General features: G+C 60.4%; 18 protein-coding genes. 7 read left to right on the forward strand and 11 right to left on the reverse strand.

Features of this window, described 5'->3' with window-relative positions; all coding sequences use genetic code 11:
• Positions 1–34 precede the first annotated feature (34 nt).
• Positions 35–1123 carry an alkaline phosphatase gene (locus tag NFR47_RS04285; protein WP_251214345.1) on the forward strand — a complete coding sequence of 363 codons (1089 nt, stop codon included), beginning with the start codon at positions 35–37 and terminating at the stop codon, positions 1121–1123.
• 65 nt (positions 1124–1188) lie between these two features.
• On the opposite strand, the gene NFR47_RS04290 is transcribed toward NFR47_RS04285, so the two are convergent.
• Genes NFR47_RS04290 through NFR47_RS04305 form a run of 4 tightly spaced genes read right to left on the reverse strand, consistent with a single transcriptional unit; the run spans position 1189 to position 4069 of the window.
• On the reverse strand, positions 1189–1716 hold the full coding sequence (locus tag NFR47_RS04290) for an energy transducer TonB (protein WP_251214346.1): 528 nt from the start codon (positions 1714–1716) through the stop codon (positions 1189–1191).
• A 27-nt stretch (positions 1717–1743) separates the two neighbouring features.
• Positions 1744–2241 carry a metallophosphoesterase family protein gene (locus tag NFR47_RS04295; RefSeq protein ID WP_251214347.1) on the reverse strand — a complete coding sequence of 166 codons (498 nt, stop codon included), beginning with the start codon at positions 2239–2241 and terminating at the stop codon, positions 1744–1746.
• Between the two features lie 5 nt (positions 2242–2246).
• Positions 2247–2771: a porin family protein gene (locus tag NFR47_RS04300; protein ID WP_251214348.1), complete on the reverse strand. Its 525-nt coding sequence runs from the start codon at positions 2769–2771 to the stop codon at positions 2247–2249.
• A 23-nt stretch (positions 2772–2794) separates the two neighbouring features.
• The gene (locus tag NFR47_RS04305; protein WP_251214349.1) at positions 2795–4069 is read right to left on the reverse strand and encodes a replication-associated recombination protein A; all 1275 of its coding nucleotides are present in this window, start codon (positions 4067–4069) and stop codon (positions 2795–2797) included.
• Between the two features lie 294 nt (positions 4070–4363).
• Between NFR47_RS04305 and NFR47_RS04310 the strand changes: the two genes are divergently transcribed.
• A complete protein-coding gene (locus NFR47_RS04310; RefSeq protein ID WP_251214350.1) occupies positions 4364–4639 on the forward strand; it encodes a CD225/dispanin family protein in 276 nt (91 codons plus the stop codon).
• A 17-nt stretch (positions 4640–4656) separates the two neighbouring features.
• Positions 4657–5031, forward strand: coding sequence for a DUF2752 domain-containing protein (locus NFR47_RS04315; RefSeq protein ID WP_251214351.1), 375 nt, complete (start codon positions 4657–4659; stop codon positions 5029–5031).
• Here the strand turns inward: NFR47_RS04315 and NFR47_RS04320 are convergent, their stop codons facing one another.
• From NFR47_RS04320 to cysS, 5 genes are all read right to left on the reverse strand, one after another.
• Positions 5032–5997, reverse strand: coding sequence for a type I phosphomannose isomerase catalytic subunit (locus tag NFR47_RS04320; protein WP_251214352.1), 966 nt, complete (start codon positions 5995–5997; stop codon positions 5032–5034). It lies immediately after the preceding gene.
• 20 nt (positions 5998–6017) lie between these two features.
• Entirely contained in the window at positions 6018–7130 is a 1113-nt protein-coding gene (prfB, locus tag NFR47_RS04325; protein ID WP_251214353.1) for a peptide chain release factor 2, read from the reverse strand.
• Entirely contained in the window at positions 7127–7768 is a 642-nt protein-coding gene (locus NFR47_RS04330; protein WP_251214354.1) for a cytidylate kinase-like family protein, read from the reverse strand. Before NFR47_RS04330 ends, prfB begins: the two co-directional genes overlap by 4 nt.
• A 1-nt stretch (position 7769) precedes the next feature.
• The gene (locus NFR47_RS04335) at positions 7770–9164 is read right to left on the reverse strand and encodes an MATE family efflux transporter (protein ID WP_251214355.1); all 1395 of its coding nucleotides are present in this window, start codon (positions 9162–9164) and stop codon (positions 7770–7772) included.
• Positions 9165–9298: 134 nt separating this feature from the next.
• Complete coding sequence (gene cysS, locus NFR47_RS04340; protein WP_251214356.1) at positions 9299–10774, reverse strand: cysteine--tRNA ligase; 1476 nt, start codon at positions 10772–10774, stop codon at positions 9299–9301.
• Positions 10775–10993: 219 nt separating this feature from the next.
• Between cysS and NFR47_RS04345 the strand changes: the two genes are divergently transcribed.
• From NFR47_RS04345 to def, 4 genes are all read left to right on the forward strand, one after another.
• Positions 10994–14212 (forward strand): glycosyltransferase family 117 protein, encoded by a 3219-nt coding sequence (locus NFR47_RS04345; protein WP_251214357.1) that lies wholly within the window; start codon positions 10994–10996, stop codon positions 14210–14212.
• A 154-nt stretch (positions 14213–14366) separates the two neighbouring features.
• Complete coding sequence (locus tag NFR47_RS04350; RefSeq protein WP_251214358.1) at positions 14367–15911, forward strand: glycine--tRNA ligase; 1545 nt, start codon at positions 14367–14369, stop codon at positions 15909–15911.
• Entirely contained in the window at positions 15911–16324 is a 414-nt protein-coding gene (gene ruvX / locus NFR47_RS04355) for a Holliday junction resolvase RuvX (RefSeq protein ID WP_251214359.1), read from the forward strand. Before NFR47_RS04350 ends, ruvX begins: the two co-directional genes overlap by 1 nt.
• Positions 16321–16866, forward strand: coding sequence for a peptide deformylase (def, locus tag NFR47_RS04360; RefSeq protein ID WP_251214360.1), 546 nt, complete (start codon positions 16321–16323; stop codon positions 16864–16866). Before ruvX ends, def begins: the two co-directional genes overlap by 4 nt.
• A gap of 80 nt (positions 16867–16946) precedes the next feature.
• On the opposite strand, the gene NFR47_RS04365 is transcribed toward def, so the two are convergent.
• Complete coding sequence (locus tag NFR47_RS04365) at positions 16947–17414, reverse strand: outer membrane beta-barrel protein (protein ID WP_251214361.1); 468 nt, start codon at positions 17412–17414, stop codon at positions 16947–16949.
• 213 nt (positions 17415–17627) lie between these two features.
• Positions 17628–20357, reverse strand: a complete 2730-nt coding sequence (ppdK, locus tag NFR47_RS04370; RefSeq protein WP_251214362.1) for a pyruvate, phosphate dikinase — start codon at positions 20355–20357, stop codon at positions 17628–17630.
• Between the last annotated feature and the right edge of the window lie 23 nt (positions 20358–20380).

Here is a 20380-nt window from a genome sequence, read left to right on the forward strand (position 1 = left end):
GCTAACTTTGTCTTTGCAATCTTATTTCGCAGTCATGAAAAAATTCCTCCTCGTATTGTGCGCGTCGTTTGCGGCGGCGTGCAGTTGTTTTTCCGACCGGGAGCCCGAAGTGCGCAGCGTCATCTACATGATCGGCGACGGCATGGGGTTGGCGCAGGTTTCGTTGTTGCAGATCGCCAGGGATTACGAGCCTACGGCGTTCGACCGTGCGCAGGGCGTCGCCTTGATTGCCACGCGGTCGGCCAACAACCGTGTGACCGATTCGGCGGCTGCGGGTACGGCGCTCAGCAGCGGCTGCAAGACCAACAATGCCTGGCTGGGGCTCGATACGGCCGGGCAGCGGCTGGTTCCCATCGCCGAGTGCGCCCGGCAGCAGGGTATGCGGACCGGACTGGTCGTCACCAGCCACCTCTACCATGCGACGCCCGCCGCGTTCTATGCCCATGTCGCCGACCGCGACAACGTGGCGGCCATTACGGCCGATATGACTGCCAGCGGCATCGACCTGCTGATGGGCGGCGGCCGCAAGGCCCTTTCCGAGCAGCTGCCCGAGGGAGGTTCGCGTCTCGACGAATTCCGGGCCCTGGGCTACCGTGTCGTGCTGGAGCCGGAGCAGATAGATACCTTGTCGGGGTTGCCTGTCGTGGCTGCTGTGGCCGACAAGCATCTGCCCGCCATTGCCGAGCGCGGCGACTACCTGCCGCAGGCTACCCGCAAGGCGCTCGAACTGCTGTCGGCCGACAACGACGAGGGTTTCTTCTTGATGGTCGAGGGGTCGCAAATCGACATGGCCTGCCACGGCCACGACGCTATCCGTTTGTTCAACGAGATGTGCGATTTCGAGCGGGCGGTCGCTGCGGCGATGGACTTTGCCGACAGCCATCCCGGTACGCTGGTCGTCGTCACGGCCGACCACGAGACGGGCGGGCTGACGCTTCCCAGCGGCGAATCGGATTTCACGCTGCCCGATTCGGGCGTGATGGTCGAATTCTCCACAGGCGGGCATTCGGCGTCGATGGTCCCCGTCTACCTCTACGGCACGGGTGCCGACCGCATCCGCGGGCTGATGGACAATACCGGATTGGCGAACCGTATCAAGCAGCTTATCGCCGAGCGCAGGTAGTCTTCCGCCGGATTCCGGCATGAATATAGTCCCCGCATTGCTCGAAACAATGCGGGGGCTTGTCCTTACAGCCGGAAATTGAGCGGCAGCGTATATTTGACGTTTACTTTCCGCCCCTCTTGAATCCCGGGTGTCCAGCTTCCGGGCGGAATATGGCTCAATACCCGAATTACTTCGTGCGTCAGCAGGTCGTGGGGGCTCGACAGCACTTCGATTTGGGTCATCGAACCGTTTTTCGTTACCACGAAACTTACCAAAACCGATCCGCTGATTCCTCGTTTCAAGGCTGCTTGGGGATATTTCATGTGCTGAGAAATCCATGTGCGGAACTTGTTGATGCCGCCACCCTGGAACTTCGGCATCGTCTCAGCCATCAGATAGAGTTCGTCTTCTTTCGGTTCTTCGCTTTCGTCCCACGCGGGCGGTATCTTCGGTTTTTCCGTGGCGGCAAGCGTGTCGCAGATCATGTGCGGAGTGCCCGACGGCATCCGGATTTCTGCCGCCCGAGCCGTGCAAATGCAAAGCAGACAGAGCAAGATTCCTGTCGACAATAGCAGGGCGTATCTGCCCGGGCGTTGGCCAATCATTATCATTTGTGAGTGTTTTTTGCGGATGAGTTCTCAGCTGCGGCGGGGCCATTCGCCGACCTCCATGTCGCGCATGTCGGTCCCGTCGACGGTGAGCCGGACGGCCGTGCGGACGCGGTGGAACCCGAACTCTCCGGCGGCACCGGGATTGACGGCGAGCAGCTGATAGACCGGGTCGTACATGACTTTGAGGATGTGCGAATGGCCTGCGACGAAGAGCTTGGGCCGCACGGCCTGGATGCGGGCGACGGCGCGGGGGTCGTAGTGACGCGGATAGCCGCCGATATGGGTCATCAGCACCTCCACCTCCTCGCAGCGGAAAGCGGCGAAATCGGGATAAACGCGGCGGGTCAGCCCGCCGTCTATATTGCCCGACACGGCGCGCAGGGGTTTGAATGCGGCGATTTCGTCGGCCAGCGCGAGCGACCCGATGTCGCCCGCATGCCAGATTTCGTCGACGTCGCGCAGGAATTCCCGCAGTTTGTCGTCGAACGTGCCGTGGGTGTCGGAGATGATGCCGATGCGTTTCATCCGGGTCAGAACGTGTAGTAGAAGCCGAACTTGAGGTCGGACGACGAGAATTTCAGTCCGAAACCGTCTCCCCAGCCGCCGTTGTAGAATTCATTGCAGTAGCCTAAGAATCCTGCATGGGCCAAGAATCTGAAACGGTCGTTGATTCTTATGCTCAGTCCGGGCTGGAATCCTATCCGGAATCCGGTCATGTCTCCGCAAGCTACGCTCAGCCCTCCATCGAGAAAAAGCGTCAGTCGCCCGGTGGTGTAGTATTTCCAACGCGCATAAGGTGCAAGTTCAAATACTATGACATCATCCAGACCTGCGAAACCTACGGAGGCGCCTACGGCCCATCGGCTATTGAAATCGTAGCCTGCTTCAGGTGCTATGGCATAAGTGTTTTCTCCGGCGTCGTACCAATAACCGATTTGCCCGCCGACCCACCAGCCTTTGTCTTTGGGGGCAGGGGCGGGTTTTTCCTGTGCGGAGACGGTTCCGGCGGCCAGCAGCATGGCTGCGGCGAGCGATAGGGCAAGAAGTTTCTTCATGGTCGTTAAGTTTTGAGGTTCGGTTATTTGTATTTGTCTTTCCAGAGCTGCGCCATGCGTTCGGCGATTTTGGCTTCGGCGGCGTTCTGCGGGTCGGGTTCGTAGAATTTCGTGCCCGAAAGTCCCTCGGGCAGGAATTCCAGTTCGGCGAAATGGCCCTCGAAATCGTGGGCGTATTTGTAGCCCTTGCCGTAGCCTGCGCCGCTCATCAGTTTGGTGGGGGCGTTGCGCAGGTGGAGCGGTACGGGGCGGTTGGTCGTGTCGTGTTCGACCTGCGCAAGGGCCTTGTTGATAGCCATGTAGGCCGAATTGCTCTTGGGCGAGGTCGCTAAGTAGATGGTCGTTTCGGCCAGCGTGATGCGGGCTTCGGGCATTCCGATTTTGTGCACCGTGTCGAAGCAGGCGTTGGCCAGCAGCAGGGCGTTGGGGTTGGCCAGCCCGATGTCCTCCGACGCCAGAATGACCAGCCGCCGGGCGATGAAGCGCGGTTCTTCGCCCCCGGCCAGCATCCGCGCGAGGTAGTAGATGGCGGCGTTGGGGTCGCTTCCGCGCACCGATTTGATGAAGGCTGAAATGACGTCGTAGTGCTGTTCGCCGTTCTTGTCATAGAGGGCGATGTTTTGCTGAAGGCAGTCGGTGACGTATTGGTCCGTGATGGTTACCTCGCCGTCGGTGGCTCCTACTACGATGTCGAGGATGTTGAGCAGTTTGCGGGCATCGCCGCCCGAGAACCGGAACAGGGCTGCGGTTTCCTTGACTTCGATTTTGCGTTCCTTGAGTTCGGTGTCGGTTTTGAGCGCCCGGTCGAGGAGCGTTTGCAGATCCTTGTCTTCCAGCGATTTCAGAATGTAGACCTGGCAGCGGCTCAGCAGCGGCGAGATAACCTCGAACGAGGGGTTTTCGGTCGTGGCGCCGATAAGGGTGACTACGCCTTGTTCAACGGCGCCCAGTAGCGAATCCTGCTGCGATTTGTTGAAGCGGTGGATTTCGTCGATGAAAAGAAACGGTGGCTTGCGGTCGAAAAACTGTTGTTTGCGGGCCGATTCGATGACCTCGCGCACTTCCTTCACCCCCGACGTCACAGCCGAAAGGGTGAAGAACGGCCGTTCCAATTGTGTCGCGACGATTTTGGCAAGGGTGGTCTTTCCTACGCCCGGCGGGCCCCACAGGATGAACGACGGTACGTTGCCCGTCTCGAAGAATTTGCGGAATACGCCGTTCTTGCCCACGAGGTGTTCCTGCCCGATATATTCTTCGATGGTGCGGGGGCGCAGGCGTTCGGCTAAGGGTGCGGACATGGTTGGGGGCGGTTGATTCTTTTTACAAAGGTAGTGCAAGGCGAGAGGAAAAGCAAACGAAGTTTGCATTTTCCCGAGCCGCCGCCTACCTAAACCAAGCGCAGCGCAGGTAAAGTGCAAGGCGAGCGCAATGCCAAATTTATTTGAGCATTGCCGAGCCGTAGCCTGCCTAAACCAAGCGTAGCGCAGGTAAAGTGCAAGGCGAGAGGAAAAGCAAACGAAGTTTGTATGCAGTACCAAATGAATTTTGTGTTATCTTTGTTGGCAGAATCCGAATTCAAAAATCGCAATATCATGGAAACAAACATGCAGAAACCGGATAACAATCTGGTGTGGGCCATTTTGGCTACCGTTTTGTGCTGTCTGCCGTTCGGCATCGTGGCTATCATCAAGTCTACGCAGGTCGACAGCTTTTGGGCCGCCGGACGATACGACGAGGCCGTGCAGGCGGCCGCCGACGCCCGCAAATGGTGCTGGGTCAGCGTCATCGTCTCGGTTGTGGTTATCGTGCTTTATTTTCTGCTGATTGCCGGCGTAGCCGGGTTGGCGGTGGTAGGCAGCCAGTTGTAGCCGTTCCCGTGTCCGGTTTGCGTCATTCCGGTCCGTTCAGCAAATGGGCGGTCGCAGGGCTCCTTGCAGGGCTTGCGGCCGCCTATTACTTCGTCGACCCGGCAGGTTCGGTCTGGATGCCCAAGTGTCCGTTCCGGTTGCTCACCGGGTTGGATTGTCCGGCATGCGGTACTCAGCGGGCGTTCCATGCCGTGCTGCACGGGCGTTGGGCCGAGGCCTGGGGCTGCAACCCTTTTCTCGTGGTCTCCCTGCCGTATCTTTGTCTCGTCGCCTATACGACTTTCCGCCCGCCCGGGCAGGGGTGGTTGCGTTTCGTTCAGCACCCTTGCGTCGTCCGTGCTTACCTTGTCTTGATTATCCTTTGGTGGATTCTCCGGAATCTCTTTATTTAGTTAGTCGATTCTGCTGGTCAACAACTTGATGCTGCTTTGGGGACTGACGGACAGCGACTTGGCCGAAGCAGGCACGAGAACGGTTTCGCCCTGGCGGAGGGGCATGGCGGAGCCTTGGTCGTCGGTGAGCGTACCGGAGCCCTCGATGCACATGACCACGAGGAACGAATCGGTCGCCGCGAGGTCGATTTCGCAGGGGCGGGTCAGGTCGTAGAGCGTCGTGGTGAAGTAGGGGCAGGCGACCAGTTCGACGGGTCGGTCCTTGACCGCTTCGTAGCGCGTGCGGTAGTCGGCCTCCACCGAGTAGTCTATCGCTCCTTTGGCCTGTTCGGTGTGCAGTTCGCGCAGATTGCCGTTCGCATCGCGGCGGTTGAAGTCGTAGATGCGGTAGGTGATGTTGGAGGTCTGCTGGATTTCGGCGATGAACGACCCCGCGCCGATGGAGTGGATGCGGCCCGCCGGGAGGAAAAAGACGTCGCCGGGGCGTACTTCGTGGTCGGTCAGCAGGTCGGTGATGGTGTCGTCGGCCACGCTCTTTTCGTATTCGGCCGGGGTTACCTGGCGCGTGAATCCCGAGCGCAGGTGCGCCCCTTCGTCGGCCGCCACCACATACCACATTTCGGTCTTGCCTTTCGAGCGGTGGCGTTCCCATGCCAGCCGGTCGTCGGGGTGTACCTGGATCGAGAGGTCCTCGCGTGCGTCGATGAACTTGATAAGCAGCGGGAATTCGGTGCCGAAGCGTTCGTAGTTGCGGTTTCCCAGCAGTCGTTCCTTGTCGCGTGCGAGCAGTTCGGTCAGCGTCTTTCCGGCGTCCGGCCCTTCGGCCACCACCGAGACGTCGCCTTCGACGCCCGAGAGTTCCCAGCTTTCGCCGATTTGCTTGCGGTCGGTGGTAATCTGTTTGTAGGTGGCGATTTTTTCGCCGCCCCAAAGGGGCGATTTGAGGATGGGGATGAATTTATACATGGTCGTTTGGTGTTTGCAGGTTAGGCCTGTGCCCCGAATTCCATCAGGTAGGCTTTGATGAAGGCGTCCAGTTCGCCGTCCATGACCGCTTCCACGGCCGAGGTTTGGCAGCCCGTGCGGTGGTCTTTCACCCGGCGGTCGTCGAAGACGTAGGAGCGGATTTGCGAGCCCCATTCGATTTTCTTCTTCGAGGCTTCGAGCGCCTGCTGGGTGGCCATGCGTTTGTCGAGTTCGCGTTGGTAGAGTTTCGAGCGCAGGATGCGCATGGCGTTTTCGCGGTTCATCAGCTGCGAGCGGGTCTCCATGTTTTCGATCAGGAATTCCACCGGTTCGCCCGTGTCGGGGTCCTTGCCGTGGTAGCGCAGGCGCACGGCCGTCTCGACCTTGTTGACGTTCTGCCCGCCCGCGCCCGACGAGCGGAACGTGTCCCACTCGATGTCGGAGGGGTTGACCGTGATTTCGATGGTGTCGTCCACGGCCGGCGACACGAAGACCGACGCAAAGGTCGTCTGCCGTTTGTTGTTGGCGTTGAACGGCGACAGCCGCACCATGCGGTGCACGCCGTTTTCGCTCTTCAGATAGCCGTAGGCGTATTCGCCCTCGAATTCGAGCGTGCACGACTTGACGCCCACTTCGTCGCCCGCCTGATAGTCGAGTACCTTGACCTTGTAGCCGTGGGCTTCGCCCCAGCGGGTGTACATGCGCAGGAGCATCGACGCCCAGTCGAGCGCTTCGGTGCCGCCCGCCCCGGCGTTGATGTCGAGGATGGCGCCCAGCTTGTCTTCGTCGCGGCGCAGCATGTTGCGCATTTCGAGCTGTTCGATGCGTTCCAGGGTCCGGGCGTAGTGTTCGTCGAGTTCCGCTTCGCTCACCACCCCTTCTTTCACGAAGTCGGGCATCAGTTCGAGGTCTTCGACATCCTTGCGCACCGCGTCGTAGTCTTCGACCCACGCCTTGATGGCGGCTACCTTGCGCAGTTGTTCGCGCGCCGCGGCCGGGTCGTTCCAGAAGTCGGGTTCCTGCGTCTTCTCCTCTTCGTTGCGCAGGTCGATGCGTTTCTGTTCGATGTCCAGGCAGCGTTCCAGCACCTCCCGGCGGGTCCCGAGTTCCTTTATCTGTTCGGCAAGTATCATAAGTCCGTTTTCAAGTCGAGTTTCCGGGCCGCGAACCGCAGTATCAGTTCCGCCGTCGCTTCGATGCCCAGCACCGAGGTGTTGGCGCACAGGTCGTAGGTGGCGGCCGCACCCCATGTGCGCATGCTGTAATAGTTGTAGTAGTCGGCCCGGCGCGCATCGCCGTGGGCCATCGTCTGGCGTGCTTCGGCTTCGGAGCAGCCCGTGCGGCCGCAGATGCGGGCCACTCGGTCGGGGTCGTCGGCCGTGAGGAAGATGTTCAGCGAGCGCGGATGGTCGCGCAGGATGTAGTCGGCACAGCGGCCTACGAAGATGGCCGGTTCGCGCGCCGCCACTTCGCGGATGACGTCGCTCTGTATCTTGAACAGCGCATCGCTCGACAGCACGTTGGCCGTGGTGTCGCCGTCGCCCGCGAAAGGTGCCCGCAGGTAGCCCAGCAGGGTGGCCAGCCGGTTGTGCGACTGCTTTTCGTCGGCCTGCTCGAAGATTTCGGGACAAAGGCCGCTCTCCTGCGCCGCCAGGTTGATGAGTTCCTTGTCGTAGAGTTTCACTCCTAAGCGGCGGGCCAGCGCTTCGCCGACCGATTTGCCGCCGCTGCCGATTTGCCGGCCGATATTGATTGCGAACGGTTGTTCCATCTTACTCTGCGTTTTGAGGTTGTGCCATCATCGCCCGGAACTTGCGCAGCTGGGCCGTCAGCATGAAGAACGTGACCACGGCGGCCAGCAGGTCCGAGAGCGGCATGGCGCACCAGACGCCCCAGCTCCCGTTCCACGGGGTCGCCGCGTCGAAGAATCCGGGCAGCAGCAGCAGGCCCGGCACCAAGAACAGCAGTTGGCGCGACAGCGACAGGAAGACCGCCTTGCCCGCCATGCCGATGCTTTGGAAAAAGTTGGTCGCGACCATCTGAAACCCGATGATGGGGAAGAATGCGAATACGAGCCGCATTCCCGTGGCCGAAAGGCGGATCAGTTCTTCGTCGGTCGTGAACAGCGAGGCGGCCGCTCCCGGCGCCAGTTCGGCGATAAGAAATCCCGTGGTCGTGATGCACGTGGCGCCCATGATCGTCAGCCGCAGTACACGCAGCACCCGTTCGTATTGGCGTGCGCCGAAGTTGTAGCCCGCGATGGGCTGCATGCCTTGGTTGACGCCCATGACAATCATCACGAAGAAGAATCCCAGGCGGTTGACGATGCCGTAGGCGCCGATCATCAGGTCGCCGCCGTAGCGTTGCAGCCCTTTGTTTATAAGGATGACAATGAAGCACGCCGCGAGGTTCATCAGAAACGGCGACATGCCGATGGCCATGATGTCGCGCACGATGCGTTTCTTGAGCCGGTAGATGCCGCGGCGGAAGTGCAGCAATTCGTTCTTGTCGGAGAGAATGCGGAACTGCCACATGAGCGATACGACCTGCGCCAGCACCGTGGCGATGGCGGCTCCGCGGATGCCCCAGCCGAAGCCGTAGATGAAAAGCGCATCGAGCACCGTGTTGATGATGACGGTGTTGATGGTCGCATACATGGATTGCCGGGGGTGGCCCGAGGCGCGGAGCACGGCGTTGAGCCCTAAGTACATGTGGGTCACCACATTGCCCAGCAGGATGATGGTCATGTATTCGTGGGCGTAGCCTACCGTCGCTTCGCTGCCGCCGAAGAAGTAGAGAATCGGGTCGAGGAATGCCAGCACCACGGCGGCGAACGCCACACCGATGATGGCGTTGAGCACCACCACGTTGCCCAGCACACGCCGGGCCGTGTCGTAGTCGCGCTGTCCTAAGCGCATCGAAATCAGCGTCGCCGCGCCCACGCCCACCAGCGAGCCGAACGCCGCGGCGAGGTTCATCAGCGGGAACGTCAGCGCCAGCCCCGAAATGGCCAGCGGCCCTACCATCTGGCCGATGAAGATGCTGTCGACCATGTTGTAGAGCGACGACGCGGTCATCGCTATGACCGCCGGAACGGCGTATTGCAGCAGCAGTTTGCGGATGCGTTCCGTGCCTAATTCCGCAGCTGCCGACTTCAATTCTGTCAATTTTCGATAATTAAGAATTAAAAATGAAAAATTAAAAATGATTTTTGATTCCTTTTGTCTGCGAACTTTTCGGCGGCAACGGCGATTTTTAATTTTTCATTCTTCATTTTTAATTTGGAATAATCGGGCCCCGTTTATTCCAGTTCCCAGTCGCTGCCGTCCTTGCGGTCCTTGACACGGATTCCCGCTGCGGCAAGCCCGTCGCGGATGCGGTCCGAGGCGGCCCAGTCCTTGGCGGCCCGGGCTTGCAGGCGTTCGGCCAGCAGCATCTCGACCAGCGGCGTCACATAGTCGCGGCCCGCGGCCGTTCCGGCGGCTTTTTCGTCTTTCAGCCCCAGGATGTCGAAAGCGTATCGGCGAACCGTCGCCGTCAGCGTCTCCAGGTCGGCCGCCGTTATCGTCTGCGCGCCGTCGGCCAGTTGGTTGATGATCCGTACCCAGTCGAACAGGGCCGAGATGACCATCGGCGAGTTCAGATCGTCGTCCATCGCCGCGCGGCAGCGTTTTTCCAGTTCCGACGGGTCGACCGTCGAGGTCGCCGCAGGTTTGATTCTGGCCAGCGCTTCGATGCCTTTCATCAGCCGGTCCAGCCCCTTTTCGGCGGCTTGCAGCGCTTCGTTCGAGAAGTCGAGCGTCGAGCGGTAGTGGGCTTGCAGCACGAAGAAGCGGATCGTCATCGGCGAATAGGCCTGCGCCAGCAGTTTGTGACTGCCCGTGAAGAGTTCTTCCAGCGTGATGAAGTTGCCCAGCGACTTGCCCATCTTCTGCCCGTTGATGGTAATCATGTTGTTGTGTACCCAATAGCGTGCCGAATCGTGGCCCAGGGCGGCCGTCGACTGGGCGATTTCGCATTCGTGGTGGGGGAACATCAGGTCCATGCCGCCGCCGTGGATGTCGAAGCGTTCGCCTAAGTAGCGGGTCGACATGGCCGAGCATTCCATGTGCCAGCCCGGGAATCCGTCGCTCCAGGGCGAGGGCCAGCGCATGATGTGTTCGGGCGAGGCCTTTTTCCACAGCGCGAAGTCGTAGGAATGGCGTTTGTCGCTTTGGCCGTCCAGTTCGCGCGTGTTCGCCACGATGTCGTCCAGGTTGCGGCCCGACAGGCGGCCGTAGTTGTGCTTGGCGTTGTATTTCTCCACGTCGAAGTAGACCGAGCCGTTCGATACGTAGGCGAACCCTTCGTCCAGTATGCGCTGTACGAAAGCTATCTGTTCGATGATATGGCCCGATGCGTGGGGTTCGATGGAGGGCGTCTCCACGTTGAGCGCTTCCATCGCCCGGTGGTAGCGTTCGGTGTAGTAGTGGGCCACTTCCATCGGTTCGAGCTGTTCCAGACGCGCTTTCTTGGCGATTTTGTCTTCGCCCTCGTCGGCGTCGTGTTCCAGGTGGCCGACGTCCGTGATGTTGCGCACGTAGCGGACCTTGTAGCCCGCCGCTTTCAGATAGCGGAACAGCAGGTCGAATGTCACGGCCGGGCGGGCATGGCCCAGGTGGGGGTCGCCGTAGACCGTGGGGCCGCACACATACATGCCCGCACGCCCCGGTACCAGCGGCTCGAATGCCTCCTTGCGCCGCGTGAGCGTATTGTAAAGCGTCAGTTTCGATTCCATCGTCGGAGATATTTTAGGCAAAATTAGCAATTTTCCGCCAATCTGAAAAATTTCGGCGGCCGGCTTCCGTTCGTATGTGCGGTCGGGTCTGCGGCATGCGGCTTTTCCCGCTTCGGCATGGTCCGTTCGGGCCGGGCTGCGCACTCGGCCTGCCGAAGGCCTTGCTATTCTCCGTTAATTGATTACTTTTGCAAGTCGGAAACATATTCTTCTCTTTCAATGAATCTTTTCAAACGTTGGAACAACCTCGTCGGCTGGGCGGTCTTCGCCGTCGCGGCCGTCGTCTATCTGCTGACCATGGAGCCCGTGTCGAGCCTGTGGGACTGCTCGGAGTTCATCGCCACTTCCTATAAGCTCGAGGTCGGTCACCCGCCCGGAGCTCCGCTGTTCATGATGCTCGCACGGCTGTCTACGCTTTTCGCGTTCGGCAATCCCGAGTACGTCGGCATGGCCGTCAACGCCATGAATTCCATCGCCAGCGCCTTCTGCATCCTTTTCCTTTTCTGGACCATCACCCACCTCGCCCGCAGGCTCGTCACGCGCGACGGCCGCGAGCTTTCGGCCGCCAACGTTTGGGCCGTGCTCGGCGCCGGAGCCGTCGGGGCGCTGGCCTATACCTTTACCGACACTTTCTGGTTTTCGGCCATCGAGGGCGAGGTCTACGCCCTCTCGTCCATGTTCACCGCGCTGGTCGTGTGGCTCATGCTCAAGTGGGAGGAGGAGGCCGACCAGCCTCACGCTTCGCGCTGGATCGTGCTGATTGCCTATCTGATGGGCCTTTCCATCGGCGTGCACATTCTCAACCTGCTGACCATCCCCGCGCTGGTCTTCATCTATTACTTCCGTACTACGCCGAGCGTCACCTGGCGCGGCCTGGTCGGCGCCACCTTGATAGCCGGGGCCATTCTGCTGGTCATCAACGGCATCATCATCCCCTATACGGTCTACGTCGGGGCCATGTTCGACCTCTTTTTCGTCAACACGCTCGGCCTGCCCGTCAATTCGGGCATGGTCTTCTTCGCGCTGGCGCTTATCGGCGGTCTGGGCTGGGCTTCATGGGCGACCCACAAGCGCGGCAAGGTGCTTTGGAACGTCGTCTTGCTTTCCACGACCATGATCCTCGTCGGGTTCTCGTCCTACGCGTCGGTCTCCATCCGCGCCGCCGCCAATCCGCCGATGAATTCCAACAAGCCCGACAACCCGCACGCGCTGCTTTCGGTGCTCAACCGCGACCAGTACGGCGACCGTCCGCTGCTCTACGGGGCTTATTATTCGGCGCCGCCTGCCGACTACAAGGAGAAGCACGTCTATTACCTCGACGAGGACGGCAAGTACAAGCCCGCCAGCATCATCACGGGCTACACCCATGCGCCCGAGTTCATGCACCTTTTCCCCCGCATGTGGAACCGTTCCAAAGGTGAAAAGGACTACAAGCAGTGGGCCGCCTACCGCACCAAGACCGACTACGTGCGCGACGACAGCGGCGAGCTTGTGCGCGATGCGCAGGGGCGGCCGCTCCGCCAGGAGGTCGTCGACTTCGGCCGCAAGCGCACGTTCGACGACGGTTACGGCTTGCAGACCATCGTCGAGCCCACGTTCGGCGAGAACCTCAGCTATTTCTTCAACTACCAGCTCTCCTACATGTACTGGCGTTATTTCCTCTGGAATTTCGTCGGGCGGCAGAGCGACATCCAGCCCTCGGCTTCCACCATCACCGACGGCAACTGGCTTTCGGGCATCCGTTTCATCGACGAGGCGTTCCTCGGGCCGCAGGACAGCCTGCCGCGCGAGATTGCCGAAAACCGCGGGCGCAACACCTATTATTTCCTGCCGTTCATCCTCGGGCTGATAGGGCTCGTCTACCAGCTCAACCGCGACCAGCGCAATTTCTCGATTGTCATGTGGCTCTTCATCATGACGGGCATCGCCTTGGTCGTCTACTTCAATTCGGCGCCCTCCGAGCCGCGCGAGCGCGACTACGTTTACGCCGGGTCGTTCTACGCGTTCTGCATCTGGATAGGCTTCGGCGTGTTGGCCGTGCGCGACTTCGTGGCATGGCTCACCAAGCGCAACAACGTCGCCGCCGCTGCCGTCGCTACGGCGGTCTGCATGGGCGTGCCGACTATTCTTGCCGCGCAGAATTGGGACGACCACGACCGTTCGGGCCGCTACATGGCCCGCGACATCGGCTGGAACTACCTCATGTCGACCCTGCCGAATTCCATCATCCTCAATTACGGCGACAACGACACTTTCCCCCTGTGGAACAACCAGGAGGTCTACGGCGTGCGGCCCGACGTGCGGATCATGAATACTTCGTACCTCGGCGGCGAGTGGTATATCGACGAGATGAAGACCCGGGCCAACGATGCGGCAGGCGTGCCGTTCTCGCTGCCCAAAAGCAAGTACACCTACAACAACGACTGGATTCCCGTCAACAACCGCATCGACCGCGCGGTGGAAATCGGGCAGGTCATCGACTTCATCCGCAGCGACGACCCGCGCACCAAAATCGCCCTCGAAGACGGTACGCAGACCGACTATATCCCCACCAAGCGCATTGCGCTCCCGGTCAACAAGGAGAATGCCCTCGCTGCGGGTATCGTCGCCGAGAAGGACCGCGACCTGATGGTCGACACCGTCTATATCAACCTGCGCAAGAGTGCGCTGGACAAGAGCCAGCTGATGATTCTCGACATGCTGGCCAATTTCGACTGGAAGCGGCCCATCTACATGACGCAGATCTACATCTTCCAGGACCTCGGCCTGCTCGACTACCTCCAGTTCGACGGTTACGCCTACCGTTTCGTGCCGATTCTCACTCCGGTGGATAATCCGTGGGAAATCGGCCGCGTCGATGTCGACTATGCCGTGCCGCTGTTGCGCGATACGTTCCGCTACGGCAATCTGGCCGACCCCGACGTCTACGTCGATTATTTCCTCCAATACAATCTTTCGGCCTCGCATGCCCGCGACGCTTTCGCCCGGGTGGCCAAGGAGCTGCTGCGGCAGGAGCGGCCCGAAGAGGCCGTCGAATTGCTCGACCTGGGGCTTGAGCGGCTGCCGACTTCGCAGATACGTTTCACCGACACCAACACCTATCCGTTCCTGGAGGCTTACTACGCTGCCGGAGCGATGGGCGTCGAGGGGGCTGTCGAGAAAGGCGACGCCCTGCTGGAGGAGTACGCGCAGACCCTCATCGAGTATATCGAGTATTACCTGCGTTTCGAGGGCGTGCAGGGCGACATGGTTTCGTCCATCGTCGACGACAAGCTCGAAGAGCTGGGCGACCTCTATTACTTAGCGTCCTATGCCGGGCGCCGCGACATCATCGCTCAGCTGAATGCCTACTACCGCACGCTGGGCGTCTCCGAGGATAGCCTGGTCGACGTCGGCGACAAGCCCCGGCAGGCCGATTCCGTGCAGATAGGCAGCTAAAACGTTTTAGCACTTCTGAAAACGCACCGGACGGAATCCGGTGCGTTTTTCGTTTCCGCCCGCCGCCGCAAGAAAAGTCCGGCGGTTATAGGCGACTATTGCTTTTTATTTTGTATTTTTGCAGGCTGGAAAATCAAAAAACGCACACAATACGATGACGCAGGAAGAACTCTTCAAAAAGTTGGTCGCCCATTGCAAGGAGTACGGTTTCGTATTCCCGTCGAGCGAGATTTACGACGGGCTGGGCGCCGTCTACGACTACGGCCAGAACGGCGTGGAGCTCAAGAACAACATCAAGCGCTACTGGTGGGATTCGATGGTCAAGCTCCACGAGAACATCGTGGGACTCGATGCCGCCATTTTCATGCACCCCCGCACTTGGGAGGCTTCGGGCCACGTGGGCGCTTTCAACGACCCGCTCATCGACAACCGCGATTCCAAGAAGCGTTACCGCGCCGACGTGCTTGTCGAGGATTGGCTCGCCAAGCAGGACGAGAAGATCGAAAAGGAGGTCGAGAAGGCCCGCAAGCGCTTCGGCGAGCAGTTCGACGAGGCCAAGTACCGCGAGACTTCGCCCCGCGTGCAGGAGACCCTCGCCAAGCGCGATGCCGTGCACAAGCGTTTCGCCGATGCGCTCAACGACAACGACCTCAACGAGCTGCGGCAGATTATCCTCGACTGCGAAATCGTCTGCCCCATTTCGGGTACGCGCAACTGGACCGAGGTGCGGCAGTTCAACCTCATGTTCTCCACGCAGATGGGTTCCACGGCCGACGGCGCCAGCACCATCTACCTGCGCCCCGAGACGGCGCAGGGTATCTTCGTCAACTTTCTCAACGTGCAGAAGACCGGCCGCATGAAGCTGCCGTTCGGTATCGCGCAGATAGGCAAGGCGTTCCGCAACGAAATCGTCGCCCGGCAGTTCATCTTCCGCATGCGCGAGTTCGAGCAGATGGAGATGCAGTTCTTCGTGCGTCCCGGCACCGAAATGGAGTGGTGGAACGAGTGGAAGAATACCCGTATGGCCTGGCACCGCGCCCTCGGTTTCGGCGACGACAACTACCGTTTCCACGACCACGACAAGCTGGCCCACTACGCCAACGCCGCTACCGACGTCGAGTACAATTTCCCGTTCGGTTTCAAGGAGGTCGAGGGCATCCATTCGCGTACCGATTTCGACTTGGGCAACCACCAGAAGTTCTCGGGCAAGAAAATCCAGTACTTCGACCCCGAGACGGGCGAAAGCTACGTGCCCTATGTCGTCGAGACGTCGATCGGCGTCGACCGCATGTTCCTGCAGGTCATGTCGGCGGCCTATACCGAAGAGCAGCTCGACGGCGGCGATTCGCGCGTGGTGCTGCGCCTGCCCGCGGCACTGGCTCCCGTCAAGGCGGCCATCCTGCCGCTCGTCAAGAAGGACGGCATGCCCGAAATCGCGCAGAAAATCGTCGACGAACTCAAATACGATTTCAACGTCGTTTACGACGAGAAGGATTCGGTCGGCAAGCGTTATCGTCGGCAGGATGCCATCGGTACGCCGTTCTGCATCACCGTCGACGGTCAGACCGCCGAGGACGGCACCGTGACGGTCCGCCACCGCGATTCGATGCAGCAGGAGCGTGTCCGTATCGACGCCCTCCACGCGATGGTCGAGGAGGAGTGTTCGTACCGCAAGCTCTTCAAGAAGCAGAACCTTTAGTGTCCCGCATCCTTGCCATAGACTACGGCACCAGGCGCACGGGCATCGCCGTGAGCGATTCCCTGCGGCTCATCGCCGGGGGGCTCGTGACTGTCGAAACCCGCCAGCTCGAAAAGTGGCTCGCAGACTATTTTGCCCGCGAGAACGTTGGTACGATAGTTTTGGGTAAGCCCGCCCGGATGGACGGCACCCCCTCCGAGACGTGGCGGTTCATCGAGCCGCTCGCCGCCCGGCTGCGGCAGGCATGGCCCGACAAGGAGGTGGTCTTCCACGATGAGCGGTTCACTTCGGTGCTGGCCCACCGCGCGATGCTCGAAAGCGGCATCGGCAAGATGGCCCGCCGCGACAAGGCGTTGGTCGACAAGATTTCCGCCACGATTATTTTACAAAGTTACATGGATTCCCGCAAATGATTTATCCGATTGTCATCTATGGCGACGACGTGCTCCGCAAGGCCTGCGAGCCCGTTCCGGCCGATTATCCCGATTTGAAGAAGCTCATCGGCGACATGTTCGCGACCCTCGGCGAGGCCGGCGGGGTGGGGCTCGCCGCTCCGCAGATAGGCAAGAGCCTGCAGCTTTTCATCGTCGACTGCACCCCGTGGGCCGAGGACGATGCGTCGTGCGCCGATTTCAAGCGGGCGTTCGTCAATGCCGAAATCTACGCCTATTCCGACCAGACCAAGACCTACAACGAGGGTTGCCTGTCGTTTCCCGGGCTCTATGCCGACGTGCCGCGGGCGTTGTCGGTTCGCGTGCGTTACCTGGACGAGGATTTGAAGCCCCACGACGAGGAGTTCACGGGTTACAAGGCGTGGGTCATCCAGCACGAATTCGATCATACGCAGGGGCGGGTCTTCGTCGACCGCGTCGCTCCCTTGCGCCGCAACCTCCTCAAAGGCAAGCTGCTCAACCTCGTCAAAGGCAAGTTCCGCTGCGACTACAAAACGCGGTAGGCGATTCTCCGGCACAGCAAAAGCGGCTCCCCGAAAGGAGCCGCTTTCCGTTTATGCCGTTTATGCCGGCAGGTCCGGCATCAGAACTTGTAGGTCGCGCCCAAGCTGATGATGATGGGATTTTTCCAGTTCTTGTGGGTCTGAATCATCCACTTGAATCCGGCCGTGAGGTCCCAGTTGCGGGCTATCGAGAAGTCGGTGCCCGCACCCACGTTGATGCCGCACGACCAGTCGCCGATGTCGTTGGCGCTCAGACCCAGCTGCGGATAGAGTTTCCAGAAGCGGGCCGGGTGGAAGATGTATTGCATGTCGGCGCTGATGTCCACCGAGCAGTGTTTCTTGCAGAGGAACGTCACGGCGGGCTGTATGCGCCATACGTCCGAAATCGAGTAGCGGCTCACGGCGCCCACACCGAAGATGGCTCCGTCGCCCCCCGTGTTGGTATAGACCCCGATCTGCGGACCGAGGGCCCATTTGCCTTTGTCCTGCGCCGAAGCGGCTCCCGCCATGCAGAGTGCGGCGGCGACCGTAAGAAGAATCTTTTTCATTTGCGGTTATTTTAATTTGACAAAAAATGTGCGTCTTCTCTGTTTGCCTGCCAAATATATGGAAAAATCCCGGCGCGGCAAATTCTTTTCAACGAAGTGGCCAGTTTTGACAACGAATGGATTACGCAACACTCGTGCCGTCCCGCGCAAAAAAACGATGCCCGGACTTAAAACTCCGGGCATCGTTCGGTTCGACGAATGTTCCTTGCGGTCCTATTTCTGGTTCAGCGCTGCGTGGGCGGCCGCCAGGCGTGCGATGGGTACGCGGAACGGCGAGCAGCTCACGTAGTTCAGACCGGCGTAGTGGCAGAACTCGACCGACGAGGGTTCGCCGCCGTGTTCGCCGCAGATGCCGCACTTGAGGTTTTCGCGCGTGCCGCGGCCCTTGAAGACCGCTTCGCGGATCAGCTGGCCCACGCCGTTGCGGTCCAGAATCTGGAACGGGTCGTTCTTCAGAATGCCCTTTTCCAGATAGACCGGCAGGAACTTCGAGATGTCGTCGCGCGAGAAGCCGAGGGTCATCTGCGTCAGGTCGTTGGTGCCGAACGAGAAGAACTGCGCCACTTCGGCGATTTGGTTGGCCGTCACGGCGGCGCGCGGCACTTCGATCATCGTGCCGACCATGTATTCGATCTTGTCGTTGCGTTCGGTGAATACCTGTTCGGCCGTCCGGTCGATGATGTTCTTCTGGTAGCGCAGTTCCTTGTGGTTGCCCACCAGCGGTACCATGATTTCCACGTGTACAGGGATGCCTGCCGCCTTGACGTTCATCGCGGCTTCGATGATGGCACGGGTCTGCATCTCCGTGATTTCCGGATAGGTGTTGCCCAGGCGGCAGCCGCGGTGGCCCAGCATCGGGTTGAATTCGGCCAGCGATTCGACCTTGGCTACGATTTTGGCCAGCGGTTCGTGCATCTCCTCGGCCATTTCCTTCTGGCCCTTTTCATCGTGCGGTACGAATTCGTGCAGGGGCGGGTCGAGCAGACGGACGGTCACCGGGTAGCCGTTCATCGCCTTGAACAGCCCCTCGAAGTCGCCGCGCTGCATGGGCAGCAGCTTGGCCAGCGCCACACGGCGGCCCGCTTCGTCGTCGGCCAGAATCATTTCGCGGATGGCCTTGATGCGGTCGCCCTCGAAGAACATGTGTTCCGTGCGGCAGAGTCCGATGCCTTCGGCACCGAACTGGAACGCCTGCGCCGCGTCTTTCGGCGTGTCGGCATTGGCGCGCACTTTCAGCACCGAGTACTTGCCGGCCAGTTCCATCAGTTTGCCGAAGTCGCCGCTCAGGTCGGCCGCCTTGGTGGCTACCTGCCCGAGGTACACTTCGCCCGTCGAGCCGTTGAGCGAAATCCAGTCGCCCTCCTTGACCGTGAAGCCGTTGACCTTGATGGTGCGGGCCTTGTAGTCGATTTCCAGCTCACCGGCGCCCGATACGCAGCACTTGCCCATGCCGCGGGCTACGACGGCTGCGTGCGACGTCATGCCGCCGCGGGCCGTCAGAATGCCGGCTGCGTCGAGCATGCCCTTGAGGTCTTCGGGCGAGGTCTCGATACGTACCAGCACCGCTTTCTGCCCCGTCTTGGCAAGCACCTTTTCGGCGTCGTCGGCGAAGAACACCACCGGACCCGTAGCGGCGCCCGGCGATGCGGGCAGACCCTTGGTGATGACCTGTGCCGTGGCAATGGCTTTCTTGTCGAATATCGGGTGCAGCAGTTCGTCGAGCTTGGCGGGTTCGCAGCGCAGGACGGCGGTCTTCTCGTCGATGAGCCCCTCGCGAAGCATGTCCATGGCGATTTTCACCATCGCGGCGCCCGTGCGTTTGCCGTTGCGGCACTGGAGCATCCACAGCTTGCCGTCCTGGATGGTGAATTCGATATCCTGCATGTCGGTGAAGTACTGTTCCAGGTGGTGCTGGATGTCGTTCAGCTCCTTGTAGACTTCGGGCATCACCTCTTCCAGCGAGGGGTATTTCGACTTGCGTTCTTCTTCGCTGATGTTCTGTGCCTTGGCCCAGCGCTTCGAGCCCTCGACGGTGATCTGCTGCGGGGTGCGGATGCCGGCTACGACGTCCTCGCCCTGGGCGTTGATCAGATATTCGCCGTTGAAGATGTTTTCACCCGTCGCGGCGTCGCGCGAGAACGCCACGCCCGTCGCCGAGTTCTGGCCCATGTTGCCGAAGACCATGGCCTGCACCGACACGGCCGTGCCCCATTCGGCGGGGATGTTGTTGAGCTTGCGGTAGAGGATGGCGCGTTCGTTCATCCACGAGCCGAATACGGCGCAGATGGCGCCCCACAGCTGGTCCCACGGATTGGCCGGGAATTCTTCGCCGGTCTGTTTCTTGACAGCGGCCTTGAAGTTCCTGACCAGTTCCTTGAGGTCGTCGGTCGTCAGGTCGGTGTCGTTTTTCACACCGCGTTTCTTCTTCTGCTCGTCGATGATCTCCTCGAACGGGTCGTGGTCTTCCTTCGACACGGGTTTCATGCCCAGCACCACGTCGCCGTACATCTGGACGAAACGGCGGTACGAGTCCCACGCGAAGCGGGGGTTGCCCGTGCGCTTGGCCACGGCCTCGACGGCCTGGTCGTTCATGCCGAGGTTCAGAATCGTGTCCATCATGCCGGGCATCGACGCGCGGGCGCCCGAGCGGACCGACACCAGCAGCGGCATCTCCTTGTCGCCGAACTGCATGCCCGTCAGGCGTTCGATGTTCTTCATCGCCTTTTCGACTTCGGGGCGCAGCATTTCGATGACGGCCTGCTTGCCGTGCTGGTAGTATTCGGCGCACACCTCCGTGGTGATGGTGAAGCCCGGGGGTACGGGGATGCCGATGAGGTTCATTTCGGCCAGATTGGCACCCTTGCCGCCGAGCAGTTCGCGCATTTTGCCGTTTCCTTCGGCTTCCTTGTTGCCGAAGGTGTAGACTCGCTTAATGTCTGCCATAATTTTTCGTTGTATTGAGTTGT

It is taken from the genome of Alistipes muris (genome assembly GCF_943193205.1).
In the GTDB taxonomy this organism is placed as follows: Bacteria; Bacteroidota; Bacteroidia; order Bacteroidales; family Rikenellaceae; genus Alistipes; species Alistipes muris.

What these genes read in the sequence shown, in the direction of transcription:
- NFR47_RS04285 (WP_251214345.1), top strand. Translation starts at nt 35, where the DNA reads ATGAAAAAATTCCTCCTCGTATTGTGCGCGTCGTTTGCGGCGGCGTGC.
- NFR47_RS04290 (WP_251214346.1), bottom strand. Translation starts at nt 1,716, where the DNA reads ATGATAATGATTGGCCAACGCCCGGGCAGATACGCCCTGCTATTGTCG.
- NFR47_RS04295 (WP_251214347.1), bottom strand. Translation starts at nt 2,241, where the DNA reads ATGAAACGCATCGGCATCATCTCCGACACCCACGGCACGTTCGACGAC.
- NFR47_RS04300 (WP_251214348.1), bottom strand. Translation starts at nt 2,771, where the DNA reads ATGAAGAAACTTCTTGCCCTATCGCTCGCCGCAGCCATGCTGCTGGCC.
- NFR47_RS04305 (WP_251214349.1), bottom strand. Translation starts at nt 4,069, where the DNA reads ATGTCCGCACCCTTAGCCGAACGCCTGCGCCCCCGCACCATCGAAGAA.
- NFR47_RS04310 (WP_251214350.1), top strand. Translation starts at nt 4,364, where the DNA reads ATGGAAACAAACATGCAGAAACCGGATAACAATCTGGTGTGGGCCATT.
- NFR47_RS04320 (WP_251214352.1), bottom strand. Translation starts at nt 5,997, where the DNA reads ATGTATAAATTCATCCCCATCCTCAAATCGCCCCTTTGGGGCGGCGAA.
- prfB (WP_251214353.1), bottom strand. Translation starts at nt 7,130, where the DNA reads ATGATACTTGCCGAACAGATAAAGGAACTCGGGACCCGCCGGGAGGTG.
- NFR47_RS04330 (WP_251214354.1), bottom strand. Translation starts at nt 7,768, where the DNA reads ATGGAACAACCGTTCGCAATCAATATCGGCCGGCAAATCGGCAGCGGC.
- cysS (WP_251214356.1), bottom strand. Translation starts at nt 10,774, where the DNA reads ATGGAATCGAAACTGACGCTTTACAATACGCTCACGCGGCGCAAGGAG.
- NFR47_RS04345 (WP_251214357.1), top strand. Translation starts at nt 10,994, where the DNA reads ATGAATCTTTTCAAACGTTGGAACAACCTCGTCGGCTGGGCGGTCTTC.
- NFR47_RS04350 (WP_251214358.1), top strand. Translation starts at nt 14,367, where the DNA reads ATGACGCAGGAAGAACTCTTCAAAAAGTTGGTCGCCCATTGCAAGGAG.
- def (WP_251214360.1), top strand. Translation starts at nt 16,321, where the DNA reads ATGATTTATCCGATTGTCATCTATGGCGACGACGTGCTCCGCAAGGCC.
- NFR47_RS04365 (WP_251214361.1), bottom strand. Translation starts at nt 17,414, where the DNA reads ATGAAAAAGATTCTTCTTACGGTCGCCGCCGCACTCTGCATGGCGGGA.
- ppdK (WP_251214362.1), bottom strand. Translation starts at nt 20,357, where the DNA reads ATGGCAGACATTAAGCGAGTCTACACCTTCGGCAACAAGGAAGCCGAA.